The organism is Streptomyces sp. NPDC058274 (genome assembly GCF_042881375.1).
Taxonomy (GTDB): domain Bacteria; phylum Actinomycetota; class Actinomycetes; order Streptomycetales; family Streptomycetaceae; genus Streptomyces.
The window spans coordinates 1-12,850 of sequence record NZ_JBHVXW010000033.1 but is presented as its reverse complement, the minus strand read 5'-3'; the positions used below and the strand labels follow the sequence as shown (position 1 = coordinate 12,850).

At 72.7% G+C, this 12,850-nt stretch carries 11 protein-coding genes and 1 pseudogene; 3 read left to right on the top strand and 9 right to left on the bottom strand.

What is annotated here, in order from left to right; genetic code table 11:
- Nucleotides 1–203: 203 nt before the first annotated feature.
- Both ACFVYF_RS37070 and ACFVYF_RS37065 read right to left on the bottom strand, forming a co-directional pair.
- Complete coding sequence (locus ACFVYF_RS37070) at nt 204–1,025, bottom strand: ABC transporter ATP-binding protein (RefSeq protein ID WP_389462476.1); 822 nt, start codon at nt 1,023–1,025, stop codon at nt 204–206.
- A 1-nt stretch (nt 1,026) separates the two neighbouring features.
- A complete protein-coding gene (locus ACFVYF_RS37065) occupies nt 1,027–1,941 on the bottom strand; it encodes an ABC transporter permease (protein WP_389462454.1) in 915 nt (304 codons plus the stop codon).
- Between the two features lie 454 nt (nt 1,942–2,395).
- Here ACFVYF_RS37065 and ACFVYF_RS37060 point away from each other — a divergent pair, with 454 nt between their 5' ends.
- The gene (locus ACFVYF_RS37060) at nt 2,396–3,049 is read left to right on the top strand and encodes a TetR/AcrR family transcriptional regulator (protein ID WP_389462475.1); all 654 of its coding nucleotides are present in this window, start codon (nt 2,396–2,398) and stop codon (nt 3,047–3,049) included.
- A 64-nt stretch (nt 3,050–3,113) separates the two neighbouring features.
- On the opposite strand, the gene galE is transcribed toward ACFVYF_RS37060, so the two are convergent.
- From galE to ACFVYF_RS37045, 3 genes are all read right to left on the bottom strand, one after another.
- On the bottom strand, nt 3,114–4,094 hold the full coding sequence (gene galE, locus ACFVYF_RS37055) for a UDP-glucose 4-epimerase GalE (protein ID WP_389462453.1): 981 nt from the start codon (nt 4,092–4,094) through the stop codon (nt 3,114–3,116).
- A 97-nt stretch (nt 4,095–4,191) separates the two neighbouring features.
- The gene (locus ACFVYF_RS37050) at nt 4,192–5,784 is read right to left on the bottom strand and encodes a glycosyltransferase family 2 protein (RefSeq protein WP_389462452.1); all 1,593 of its coding nucleotides are present in this window, start codon (nt 5,782–5,784) and stop codon (nt 4,192–4,194) included.
- 55 nt (nt 5,785–5,839) lie between these two features.
- On the bottom strand, nt 5,840–7,105 hold the full coding sequence (locus ACFVYF_RS37045; RefSeq protein WP_389462451.1) for a glycosyltransferase 87 family protein: 1,266 nt from the start codon (nt 7,103–7,105) through the stop codon (nt 5,840–5,842).
- Between the two features lie 203 nt (nt 7,106–7,308).
- Between ACFVYF_RS37045 and ACFVYF_RS37040 the strand changes: the two genes are divergently transcribed.
- Nucleotides 7,309–9,201 (top strand): hypothetical protein, encoded by a 1,893-nt coding sequence (locus ACFVYF_RS37040; protein ID WP_389462474.1) that lies wholly within the window; start codon nt 7,309–7,311, stop codon nt 9,199–9,201.
- A gap of 99 nt (nt 9,202–9,300) precedes the next feature.
- On the opposite strand, the gene ACFVYF_RS37035 is transcribed toward ACFVYF_RS37040, so the two are convergent.
- Nucleotides 9,301–9,798, bottom strand: a complete 498-nt coding sequence (locus ACFVYF_RS37035) for a MarR family winged helix-turn-helix transcriptional regulator (protein WP_389462450.1) — start codon at nt 9,796–9,798, stop codon at nt 9,301–9,303.
- A 124-nt stretch (nt 9,799–9,922) separates the two neighbouring features.
- Here ACFVYF_RS37035 and ACFVYF_RS37030 point away from each other — a divergent pair, with 124 nt between their 5' ends.
- Nucleotides 9,923–10,336: an organic hydroperoxide resistance protein gene (locus ACFVYF_RS37030; protein ID WP_389462449.1), complete on the top strand. Its 414-nt coding sequence runs from the start codon at nt 9,923–9,925 to the stop codon at nt 10,334–10,336.
- On the opposite strand, the gene ACFVYF_RS37025 is transcribed toward ACFVYF_RS37030, so the two are convergent.
- The 3 genes and pseudogenes from ACFVYF_RS37025 to ACFVYF_RS37015 form a co-directional block, all read right to left on the bottom strand.
- On the bottom strand, nt 10,285–10,470 hold the full coding sequence (locus ACFVYF_RS37025) for a hypothetical protein (protein ID WP_389462447.1): 186 nt from the start codon (nt 10,468–10,470) through the stop codon (nt 10,285–10,287). The genes ACFVYF_RS37030 and ACFVYF_RS37025 overlap by 52 nt on opposite strands.
- A 50-nt stretch (nt 10,471–10,520) precedes the next feature.
- Complete coding sequence (locus ACFVYF_RS37020; protein WP_389462446.1) at nt 10,521–12,137, bottom strand: hypothetical protein; 1,617 nt, start codon at nt 12,135–12,137, stop codon at nt 10,521–10,523.
- A 142-nt stretch (nt 12,138–12,279) separates the two neighbouring features.
- Nucleotides 12,280–12,850 (bottom strand): annotated as a pseudogene (locus ACFVYF_RS37015) (hypothetical protein); the annotation flags it as partial.

Genomic DNA, 12,850 nt, shown 5'->3' with positions numbered 1-12,850 from the left:
GGTGAGATCGCACTACCGGAGAGGTGAGATCGCACTACCGGAGAGGTGAGATCGCACTACCGGAGAGGTGAGATCGGGCTACCGGAGAGGTGAGCGCGCGCCCTGTGCGGGGCGCGCGCCGTGCCGGGGTCGAGCCGTGCCGGGGTTGAGCCCGTGCCGGGGTTGAGCCCGTGCCGGGGTTGAGCCGTGCCGGGGTCGAGCCGCTACTTCCCCGTGAACTTCTCGTACTCCTTGATGACCTCGTCCGTGGGCCCGTCCAGGCGGAGCTCCCCCCGCTCCAGCCACAGCACCCGGTCGCAGGTGTCCCGGATCGACTTGTTGTTATGGCTGACCAGGAACACCGTGCCGGCGGTCTTGCGCAGCTCGCGGATGCGCGCCTCCGAGCGCTTCTGGAAGGAGCGGTCGCCGGTGGCAAGCGCCTCGTCGATCATCAGGACGTCGTGGTCCTTGGCGGCGGCGATGGAGAAGCGGAGCCGGGCCGCCATGCCGGAGGAGTACGTGCGCATGGGCAGCGTGATGAAGTCGCCCTTCTCGTTGATGCCGGAGAAGTCGACGATCTCCTGGTAGCGCTCCTTGACCTGCTCGCGGGACATGCCCATCGCCAGGCCGCCGAGAAGGACGTTGCGCTCGCCCGTGAGGTCGTTCATCAGGGCGGCGTTGACGCCGAGGAGCGAGGGCTGGCCGTCCGTGTAGATCCTGCCGTTCTCCACGGGGAGGAGGCCGGCGACCGCCTTGAGCAGGGTGGACTTGCCCGAGCCGTTGGTGCCGATCAGACCGATGGCCTCGCCGCGGTACGCCGTGAACGACACGTTCTTCACCGCGTGCACCTTGCGGACGCCGGCGGCCTGTTCGGTCTGCCGGCGGCGCAGCATGCGGTTGAGGGCGGCGGTGGCGGTGCCCCGGCCGGCACCGGTGCCGTTGACGCGGTAGACGATGTCGACGCCGGTGGCGATCACGGTGGGGACGGGAGCGGAGCCGTTGTCGGCGCCGGTCTCGACGCGGGGTCCCGCGTCCTTCGTCAGGATGTCAGCCACGGCCGTAGGTCTCCTCAGCCTTCCAGAAGTAGATGAAGCCGCCGACGCCGGCGACCAGCGCCCAGCCCACGGCCAGCGCCCACACGTGGGGCGGCAGCTGATCGTGGTGGAAGGTGTCGATCAGCGCGAACCGCATGAGGTCGATGTACACGGCGGCCGGGTTGCACTGCAGGGCCACCAGTACGACGTGCGGCAGGTCCTGGTGGCTCAGCACCTTGTCGATGCTCCACATCACGCCGGAGACGTACATCCAGGTGCGCAGCAGGAACGGCATCAGCTGCGCGATGTCGGGCGTCTTGGCGCCCATCCGGGCCATGACCATCGCCACGCCCGCGTTGAAGACGAACTGGAGCGCGAGCGCGGGGAGGGCGAGCAGCCAGGAGGCGCTCACCGGGACGCCGAAGCAGAGCAGGATGACGACCAGCGCGGCCATCGAGAACAGCAGCTGCTGAAGCTGCTGGAGGCAGTACGACACCGGCAGGGCGGCCCGCGGGAAGTGCAGGGCCCGTACGAGGCCGAGGCTGCCGGAGATCGCGCGGGTGCCCGCCATGATCGAGCTCTGTGTGAACGTCCACACGAAGACGCCGGTGACCAGGAACGGGATGTAGTCGGCAACGCCTCGGCTGGTGCCCATGAGGACGCCGAAGATGAAGTAGTAGACCGCCGCGTTCAGCAGCGGGGTCGCCACCTGCCAGACCTGGCCGAGCTTCGCCTGGCTGTACTGGGCGGTGAGCTTGGCGGTGGCGAAGGCGGTGATGAAGTGACGCCGCGCCCACAGCTGGCGGACGTACTGGGTCAGGGTCGGGCGGGCGCCGCTGACGGTCAGGCCGTAGCGGGCGGCGAGCGCCGCGGCATCGTCGGCAGGGGTGACCGACGTCGGGGGCGGTGTGTGGAGGACCTGGCTCACATCCGCTGCTTTCGCTCGGGGGGTGGGGTGCGGGTGCTGTCCTTGGACGTTTCGTTACGCCGTCTTTGCCGTCTTCTTACGTCGGGACGGGACCGTATCGTCGCAACGTGAGCCTAGGCCGAGATGACGTCGGAACGCAACCGTTTCGTCGTAACGGCCTATGCTGGACACCATGACGACGAACGCCCACGCCCCCGGAACCACTGCAGGCAAGGCCACCGCCGTGACCGAAGCCGGCGCGGGCAAGGCGGCCGACGTGACGCAGGCCGGTGCCGGCAAGGCGGCCGACGCTTCGGAGACGGGCGCCGGCAAGACGGTCGATGTGCCGGAGCCCGGCGCGGGCAAGGGCGCCGACGCCTCGGAGGCGGGCGCGGGCAAAGGCTCCGACGCCTCGGAGACGGGCGCGGGCAAGGGCGCCGAGGTGACGGAGAGCCGCACGGGCAGGGCCGCCGACGTGACGCAGGCCGGTGCGGGCAAGGGCGCCGGTGAGACGGCGACGGACGCCGGCAAGGTCCCGCGGCGCCGGGCTCCGGCCGGGGCGGCCGTGCTCCGGGAGGACGTGACCGAGGCCATCCGTGCCGCCGTCTTCGGGGAACTCGCGGCCGTGGGCTATGCGCGGATGTCCATCGAGGGCATCGCCCGCCGTGCCGGCGTCGGCAAAACGGCTGTCTACCGCCGCTGGCGTTCGAAGCTCCACCTCGTCCTGGACCTGGTCTCGGCCGTCGCGGTCCAGGGCCTGCCCGCGCCCGACACGGGCTCCCTGGAGGGCGACCTGCGGCTCCTGTACGAGGTCACGTCACGTGCCCTGCGCCACCCCGTCGCCGGCCAGATCATCCCCGACCTCCAGGCGGAGGCGGCCCGCAACCCCGACATCGCGGAGGCGATGCAACAGGCGCTCCGCCAGGGTCAGCAGGGAGTCGCCTCCGGAATCGTGGCGGCCGCCGCAGCCCGCGGCGAGATCCGCGAGGGCGTCAACGAGGACCTCGCCCTGGACCTGATGTCCGGCCCCCTGTACTGGCGCGCGGTGGTCATCCGCGGCCCCAAACTCCCCAAGGACTACCTCGCCAGCCTGGCCCGCGCGACGGCGGCGGCCCTCAAGGCGCTGTAGGGACGGCCCGCGGCGGCACAGTTGTGTCAGGGCGTCGACATGGTGGACCGGTGCCCGGCCGGCGTCACGTGCGGGCCGCTCCCGGGTGGTGGCGGATCCAGCCGTCCCAGGCGGACGTGATCATGTCCTGGACGTCGTACTTGGCCTTCCAGCCCAGTTCGACGGCGATGCGGTCGGCGGAGGCGACGACGCGGGCGGGGTCTCCGGGGCGGCGCGGGGTGACGGTCGGCGGGGAGTCGTAACCGGTGATCGCGTTGATGCGGTCGACCATCTCGCGGACCGAAACGCCCTCCCCGCGGCCGATGTTGAGGGTCAGGTCCGTGCCGGGTGACGCCTCCAGCGCGCGGGCCGCGGCCACATGGGCCTCCGCCAGGTCCACCACATGGATGTAGTCGCGCACGCACGTGCCGTCGGGCGTCGGATAGTCGTCACCGAAGATCCGCGGCGGCGCGCCGTCCGTCAGCCGCTCGAACACCATCGGGACGAGGTTGAAGACACCGACGTCGGCCAGCTCGGGAGCGGCCGCCCCCGCCACGTTGAAGTAGCGCAGCGACGCCGTGGACAGGCCGGTGGCCCGGCCCGTCGCGCGGACCAGCCACTCGCCCGCCAGTTTCGTCTCGCCGTACGGGCTCATCGGCACGCACGGGGTCTCCTCCGTCACCAGGTCCACGTCCGGCATGCCGTACACCGCGGCCGAGGAGGAGAAGACGAAGGAGGCGACGGCCCCGGCCGTCACCGCCTCCAGCAGCACGCGCAGACCCTCGACGTTCTCGCGGTAGTAGTGCAGCGGGAGGTCCACCGACTCGCCGACCTGCTTCTTCGCCGCCAGATGGACGACTCCGGTGATCCGGTGCTCCGTGATCGTCCTGGCCAGCAGCTCGGCGTCCAGGGTGGAGCCGACGACGAGCGGGACGCTCGTGGGCACGCGCTCCGCGATGCCCGTGGACAGGTCGTCGTAGACCACGGCCCCTTCGCCCGCCTCGGTCATCGCGCGGACCACGTGCGCCCCGATGTAGCCGGCGCCGCCGGTGATCAGCCAGGTCATGGTCGGCCATCCCCTCGTCAGTGAGCCCGTAGGCGGGAGTGAGTCAAGCAGCGGGAGTGAGTCGAGCGGTCGGTGCGGGTCGGTGGTCGGTCGCGTATCAGTGAAGCAGGCGGCCGAGCCTGCGGCGGACGACACCGGTCATTCCTCGCCATCCGGGCGCGATGCGCAGCGCCAGCGCCCCCGCGTGGGTGGCGTACGGCTGCACGAGCAGGACCCCGTGGCGCCGGCTCGGGACGGCCGCGCGCCGCAGCAGACCCGGTCCCGCGACCGCGTGGGCCGTGGTGTCGCGGCTCGTGCCGTCGTGGAAGTGGAGGCGAAGGCGCAGGTCCCAGGCGCCGGAGTCGAGCGCCGACAGCTCCACCGGCACCTCGGCGGACCAGGTGTCGTCGTCGGGATCGGGCACGAGGCCGGCCGTACGGCGCAGCCCCGGCCGCCCGCTCTCCCGGTGCACGAACTCGACGTCCACCGACCGGGGTCCCGCATCCGCCATCCGCCCGTACAGCTCGTGCAGGCGCAGCCGCAGTCGTGCGGCACGCGCGCGGGGACGCAGTTCCGCGTCCACGGCGGCCGGGAGCAGATGCATCGGGCGCTCCAGGAGGTGGTCCAGCTCCACCTGGGGCAGGTCCGCCGACCAGACGGGCGTGCCGTCGGCGGCCCGGAAGTACGGCGGGCGCAGCCGTGCCGGACGGGCCGCGATCTCCTTGAGGCGGGACAGATCACGGGGTTCGGCGGCGGCGAGCACCACGCGCGCGATGATCCGGCCCGGCGCGGGCGCCAGCGCGAAGTCGGCCGCGTCGAAGGTCGCGAGGTACGCGCGCGTGAGGGTCCACCACTCGCGCCGGTACTCGGGCCCGCGCAGATCGAGCTCCCGCGTGTACATCCGCAGCTCGTGGTCGAGGAACTTGGCGCGTACCGCCCGTGCGAGCCGCTTCTCGCCCGCGCCGAGGAGGATCTCGTGGGCGGCGCGGTTCGCTTCCGTCCGCGCCCGCCAGTTGTCGATGTCGGCGCGGTCGAGCGAGATCGACAGCTGCTCGGCCGACCTGCGCACATGCCAGACGTACACCGTGTCGGGCACCAGCGCGATGCGCGGCCCGGCGGCCAGCACGCGCGCGCTGAACACGAAGTCCTCGTAGGTGTAGCGGCCCTCCGGGAAGCGGATGCCGTGCTCGCGCAGGAAGTCGGTGCGGTAGAGCTTGTTCACGCAGAGCGTGTCGTGGACCAGGCGGGCGCGCCGCGCGGGGCGGGGGACGACGGCCGCCTTCGCGTACAGCTCGGGCTGCCAGCGGACCTCGCGGCCCGAGGGCAGCTCGCGCCGCACGCACAGGCCCGCCGCGACCTGTGCGCCGTGTCCGGCGGCCGCCGCGAGCAGCACGTCCGCCGCGCCGGCCGGCAGCACGTCGTCGCTGTCGAGGAACATCACGTACGGGGTGGTCGCCGCGTCGATCCCGTCGTTGCGGGGGCTGCCGCAGCCGCCGCTGTTGACCGGGCGGCGCAGCACCCGCACCCGCGGGTCCGCGGCGGCCAGGGTGTCGAGGAGGCCGGCGCTGCCGTCCGTCGAGCAGTCGTCGACGGCGATCACCTCGCGGACGGCGGGGCCCTGCGCGAGCGCCGAGCGCACGGCGTCCGTCACGTGAGCGGCGTCGTTGTAGCCGATGACGACGACGCTGACCTGGGCGGGGTGAGGATGCATGGATTCCACGGGCCGGAACAGTAGGAGTTGTGGGTAATTCTCCGTTAAGAGTTGCTTAGTGTCTTGTGCGGAAGACGGCAGGAATGGGGTGTGAGTTCCGCATGCGCGTGCCGGATTCGTTCCGGTCCGGCAGGGAAAGTCCTGATCGCCACAGGCGGCGGAAGGACAGCGCCGCCGCCGCGGCCAGCAGACCGTTGCGCAGGAGCATCAGCAGACAGCCCGTCCAGGTGCTGGCGATGACCTCGCCGTACATGGCCGGGTACACCACGGAACTCACGGCCGTCGCCGCCACGATCAGCGCGGCCACCGGGCGCTGGGTGGTGTGCCGCGCGGTCAGGCAGACCGCGGACAGCCCCAGCAGCCACACCATGTACTGCGGGCTGATCACCCGGCTCGTGACCGTGAACAGCAGAACGGCGCTGAGGGCCGCGTCGTACGGCGTCGCGGGCGTCCAGCGCCGGGCGCGCATCCGCCAGAACAGCAGCAGGCCGGCCGCGGCGACGGTGAGTGCGAGCGAGGCGGCGGCGACGAGGGGGACGTAGGGGCCGACGAACTCCATCGCGCCGTACTGGTAGCGGGCTCGGCCCGGCCAGCCGGCGTGGCGCGCGACGCCGAGGACCGTGCCGCCGAGTGACTCGATCTGGACCCCCCGGCCACCCTGCTGACGCAGGAAGTCGAACGGGTTGTCGAAGAGGACGGCGAGGGCGGCCAGCAGGACGGTCGCCGTGACCACGGCCGACGTCCAGGCCTCCCGGGTCGTCCGCCCCCGGGGGGTGCCGATGAGCGCCAGTGCCGGCCAGACCTTCACCAGTGCGCCCATGGCGGCGAACGTGCCGCACACGCGCGTGGAGCGCGACAACGTCAACAGGGAGATGACGGCGAAGGCGGTGACCTGCACGTCGTACCGGGCGAGCGGGATGTGCAGGAGCAGCGGCAGGGCCGCCGTCCACAGCCACGCGCCGTGCAGGCTACGGCCCGGACGCGTGCCCGCGCGGGCGAGTGCCGCCGTGATCACGGCGTCCGTGACGAGCGTGAGGGTCACGAAGGCCTGGAAGTAGGTCAGCGTCGGCAGCAGGGCCGGCGACAGCAGCACCGGGCCCGCGCCGGGCGGGTACTGCCACAGATGGTCGCCCGACGGATAGCTGCCGTGCGACAGGACGCCGTACCAGCGGAAATACAGCTGCTCCACCTCGCGCGAGACCCCGCCCCTGCCGAGCAGGCGGAGGTCGTCGTGGGTGAGCAGCCACAGCATCAGACCGCGGGCGGCCAGCCAGGCGGCGGCGAGCGGGAGCAGGGGGCGGAGTTTCGTCAAGGCGCTCATCAAGGCTGGATCGTAAGCCGCACGGATGGGGAATAGCGGTCGATACACCGTCAATACGCAACAGGAGTTAGCTAATAGCACAAAATCTGCCCATGCTGAGCAAGTGCGTGAGCCGGTGGCAGGTCAGGCGTACGGAGCCGACGACCGCTCTCGGGCCGGCGTCCACGCCCCTGCTCGTGCCGGTGCTGGTGCCCGCGCTCGCCATGCTCGCGATCGGGCTGTGGGGCCTCGACCGGGGTGGCATGTGGCGCGACGAGGGGGTCACCTTCCAGGTCGCCCGGCGCTCGGTGCCACAGATCTGGCAGCTGCTGCACAGCGTGGACGCGGTGCACGGCCTGTACTACCTGCTCATGCACCTCGTGCTCGCCGTGCACCCCGGCGAGGTGGCGCTGCGGCTGCCCTCGGTCTGCGCCGCCGCCGTGACGGCGGGCCTCGTCGGGGCCCTCGGCGCCCGTCTGTACCGCCCGCGCGTGGGCCTCTGGGCGGGCCTGCTGTACGCCGCCAACCCCATGGTCGGCCACTACGCACAGGAGGGACGCTCGTACGCCATGGTCGCCGCGGGTGCGGCCCTGGCCACCCTGCTGCTGGTACGCGCGGTGACGGCAGGCGCGCGCGTACCGGGCGAGACCGGCGGAGTGACGGCAGACGCGGGCGGGGCCGGGGGAAACCCGGCACGCGTGCGTGTGGGGGGCGGGGCCGGGGGAAACTCGGCACGCGTGCGTGTGGGGGGCGAGACCGGCGGAGTGACGGCACGCGTGCGCGGCGAGGGCGGGGCCGGGGGAGTGACGGCACGCGTGCGCGTGGGGGGCTGGTTCGGGTACGGCGTCGTCCTCGCCGTCACCTGTGTGCTCCACGAGCTGGCGGTGCTGCTGCCGCTGGCGCACGCGGTGACGCTGGCGCTGGCACGGACGCCGTGGCGAATCTGGCGGGGGTGGCTGTGCGCCACGGGGGCCGCCCTGGTGGTGCTGCTTCCGCTGGTGCTCGTCTCCCACGGGCAGGCCGCGCAGGTCGCGTGGCTCGCTCCGCCCAACGGCCACAGTGTGGAGCGGCTGGCAGGCGACTTCGCCGGCCCGTACCCCGGCTTTCTCGTCCCGTACCTGGTGCTCGTCCTCCTCGCCCTGTGCCCGCCGCCGACCCGCCGCGGCGAACTGTCGCTCCCCGCGGTCGCCCTCCCGCTCGTGCTGCTGCCGCCCACGCTCCTGATGACCGTTTCCCAGACCATGCCGCTCTACGACGAGCGATACGTTCTCTACGCCCTGGCGGGAGCACCGCTGCTCGCGGCGGCGGGGGCGGAACGGCTGGTGGAGGCGGGCCGGTTCGTGGCGGCGGGGGCCGGGTGGCTGACGCCGGACGCGCACCTGGCGGGGGAGGAGCGGGCGTTGGCTGCCCGGCAGCCGTCGGCGAAGGCCGGGAGCTTGGTGGGCGCAGGGGCGCCGGCCGGGGTGACGGGAACGTCTGCCGGAGCTCGGGGGGAGTCTCCCGGGACGGGGGGCACGTCGGCGCCGGTCCGGTCGGTACGTGCCGAGACTCCGTTGGTCCGTCGGCGAACCGTCACCCTCACCGGCGTACTGACCGTCGCCCGTAAGCGAGCCGTCCCCCTCGCCGGCGTACTCGCCGTCGGCCTCGTCTTCGTCGGTGAGTTCCCCCTGCTCGAGCAGGACCGCCGCCCCGAGAATCGTCCCGACGACCTCGCCGCGATCGCCGACGTCGCCGCGCGGGAACTGCGGCCCGGGGACCCGGTGTTGTTCGTGCCGGGCCTCGGACGCCGGTCGGCGCTGGCCTATCCGCGGGGGTTCCGCGGCACACGGGACATCGCGCTCCGGGAGTCGGCGTCCGCGTCCGGGACCCTGTACGGGCAGGAGACCGGCCCGGCGGAGCTACGGCGCAGGCTGCTCGGCCTCACCCACGTGTGGGTGGTCACCGAGCCCTTCGCGCGACAGCCGTCCTGGTATCCGCAGGACCCGACCGAGCAGGTCAAACTGGCCGTCGTGGACGAGGAGTTCGTACCGCGCGAGCAGTACGTGCGCCGGGGCGCGACCCTGCGCCTGTACGTACGCCGCCCACCGGCCCAGCCCCTCGACCTGTCGATGACGTAGCCGCGCCCAGTCCCCCGACCCGTCGAGGACGTAGCGCGCCCAGCCCCCCGACCTGTCGATGACGTAGGCGTGCCACGTCCCGCGCGGGCCGGGGCACGCCTACGCGCAGCCCGGGGACTCCTCCAGCGCCGCCGCGTCGAGCGCCGACGTGAGCCGGTCGAGACGCGTCCGCAGCTCGCGGATCTCGTCGAGTTCGAAGCCCGTCGCGGCGGCGATCCGGCGCGGCACCACCAGCGCGCGCTCCCGCAGGGCGGTGCCCTCGTCCGTGAGCTGGACCCGTACGGACCGTTCGTCGCGGGCGCTGCGCTCACGCCGTACGAGACCGGCCGCCTCAAGCCGCTTGAGCAGCGGGGACAGCGTCCCGGAGTCGAGGCGCAGATGCTCGCCGACCTTCTTGACGGGCAGCTCGCCGTGCTCCCACAGCACCAGCATCACCAGGTACTGGGGATAGGTGAGCCCGAGGTCCTTCAGCAGGACGCGGTAGACGCCGCCGAAGGCGCGCGACGCGGCGTTCAGGGAGAAGCAGATCTGCTGCTCCAGACGGAGGTAGTCCCCGTCGGGCGGTGCCTGGGGGCTCGGGGTCGGCGTGGCGGTCATGCATCCAGAGTAGCGCTTGTTCGCCATTAAGTTGTGCACAATTGAATTGCGTGCTCTACTGGAGAACGTGCGGCGGCCGGATCGGTCGCCCGAGCAGGACCCCGACTTGAGAGGGATGGTCCCCATGGACGCGCTCTACACCGCTGTCGCCACCGCCACCCACGGCCGCGAGGGCCGCGCCGTCAGCTCCGACGGACGCCTGGACCTCCAGCTGGCCGTACCGGTGCAGATGGGCGGCAACGGCGAGGGCACCAACCCGGAGCAGCTCTTCGCCGCCGGTTACGCGGCCTGCTTCGCCAGTGCCCTCGGCCTCGTCGGCCGGCAGGCGAAGGTCGACGTCACCGACGCCGCCGTCACCGGTGAGGTCGGCATCGGCAAGCAGGGCGAGGGCTTCGGCCTGGCCGTCACGCTGCGCGTGGAGCTGCCCGCGTCCATCGACGCCGCGACGGGCCGCAAGCTCGTCGAGCAGGCCCACCAGGTCTGCCCCTACTCCAACGCGACCCGCGGCAACATCCCGGTCGAGATCGTCGTCGAGTAGGGCGCCCGCCCGGCCTGCCCGAACGGTCCGCGTAGCGCGTCCTCGTCGTCGAGCAGGGCGGCCCGCCCGGCCTGCCCGAACAGTCTGCGCAGGGCGTCCTCGTCGTCGAGCAGGGCGAGCGACCGAAGCGGCACCCGAGTGAGGCAGTGTCGTCGACCTTGTTCCCGAACAGCGCGCCCAGCGGTCAACGCCCGCTGGGCGCGCTGTCGTTGGACGCGCCGTCGTTGATCCGCGCCAGCACCTCGCCCGTCGTCCGGCTCCACGCCACCACGACCGCCTCGCCCGGCACCCGGGCCCAGCGGGTCAGCAGCAGCCAGCGCACGTGATAGCGGCGGGCGACGGCGGTGCGTTCGGCGAGGGTCGAGTCAGGAGCGAGGTAGGCGCGGACCGCCGCGAGCCGCCGCTGCCGTTCCCGCTCGTCGAGGGCGGGGTCGGGCCACGCGGGCGCCGCGAGGTTCGGGCCGTACCCGGCGATGGAGTGGACGGCGTGGTACCCGTCGGTGATGACGACCTCGCCCGGTCCGATGTGCCGTGCCGCCCACTCGTACGTGGGCCAGCGCGGCGGCTGGTCGAAGCCGACCGGGTCGAGCGAGCGCGGTACGACCGCCCCGGCCTGGACGGTGAGGAAGCCGACGCAGGCCCCGACGGCCGCCGCCACCCCGAGCGCCCGCCGCCAGACCGGCCACGGGCGCGGCGCGGCCAGCTCCACCGCCGTCGCGAACTGGAGCGGCACCAGCGTCAGGCCCAGGATCCTGCCGTACGTGTAGTGCCCGCTGACCCAGCCGTACGCCACCGCGAGGTACTCCAGCGTGAACATCAGCACCAGGGGGTCGCGCCACCAGGCCCCGTACCCGCGGGCCGCCCGCCGGGCCCGCGCCCACAGCGCCGGCAGCCCGATCAGCGCCAGCCAGAAGTGCCCGGGCATCCCCACGTACAGCCGCCGGTGCATGGCGTCCACGCTGGTGTCGCCGGTCAGCGCGAAAACGTCGAAGTACGGCCAGCAGACGGCGACCAGCAATGCGCTTCCGCCCGCCAGCGCCCACCGGCCCACGACCGGCCCGCGCCATCCGCGCTGCCACCCCACGACGACGGCCACCGCGCCGAGCGCGGCCGCGATGGAGGTGATCGGATGGATGAGCAGGATCAGTCCGTACAGGGCGCCGAGGCCCGCGTATCCGGTGAAGCCGCGCAGGCCGCTCGGCCCGACATAGCGCACCGGGCCGCCCAGTCCGGCCGCCCGCGTCCCGGTCAGCGCCCAGGCCCAGAAGGTCAGCCCGATGGCGAACGTCGACGGATAGCCGAGGTTCCCGGTCATCGACATCAGCCCGAGATAGCCGCTCCACCAGGCCCGTTCGGTGCCCCAGAGCAGCGCCATCGCGAGCAGGGCGAGTACGGGTGCCCAGGGGCGGCGGGGCGCCAGGACCCGCACGAAGCGGCCGATCCCCGTCAGCAGCACCAGCAGGTTCACCGGCGCCGAGAGCCGGACGACCTCCCAGCCCGGGAGACCGGTCAGCCGTGCGAAGGCGCCCTGGGCGACGGCGTACGGCGAGTAGTAGGGGCTGCCCGCGCCCGGCAGGTCCGCCATCGGGTGGAGCGGGTGGAGGAGATTGGCCTTGAGCCGCTCGACCACCGCCGCGTGCTGCCCGAAGTCGCAGCACATCGGGATCCGCCAGTACGCGAGTGACATCACCAGCCAGAAGAGGCCGCCGAAGACCTGATACGGCGTCGGACGCCAGGCCGCGCCGCCGCGCAGCGCCGTGGCACCGCGCGCGACCCGCCGGACGAGAAGGTCGGCGCTCACCGGACGGGGGCGGGGCAGGGCGGCCAGGGCTGAGCAGTTCGGGGCATTTGCCGTATATTCCCGTCGGGGTCAACGGCCTAGCGGTCGTTCACCCCATCGGGGGACGGCTGTACGGCTCCCTCGGCACGTGGCGGCAAGTCCCTCAGCGCGTGATGGTGGCGTCCCTGCGCAGCGGGCCCGGGACCGCCGTCCCCGTGGCGTCGGTCCGCGGGCGTACGAACCGCTCCAGCAGCAGGGGCAGCCCCAGCACCGGCAGCAGCCACGCCAGCACGATCAGCCGGTCGCCGTAGATGTTGATGTCCGGGTGCCCGGCCTGGTTGAGGATGCCGGTGAACGCGGCCGCGAGCAGGAAGCAGCCGAAGCCCAGGCGCTGCCGGAGCACGCCCCAGGCGCCCGCGGCCAGCGCGGTCAGGAACAGCGGCTCCCACAGCTGACGGCGCAGCCACTCCACCCAGAAGTTGACCTCCAGGTGGAGGAACTCCGGCCACAGCCGGGTGCGGTCGGGCCGGCCGAAGTGGCCGGTGAGCAGATCCTGCAGGCTCTCGGACTCAGAGGGGTAGTGCAGCGCCTTCGCCAGCAGGACGGTGGCCACGGCTGCCCCGGCGGCCACCGCCGCGACCGCCCGCAAGGGGCGGTCGAGCCCCTCCCAGGAACACCTGATCAGCCGGGCGACGGGTCCGAGCGTCCGCCAGGGACCCGTGGCCTCCGTCGGC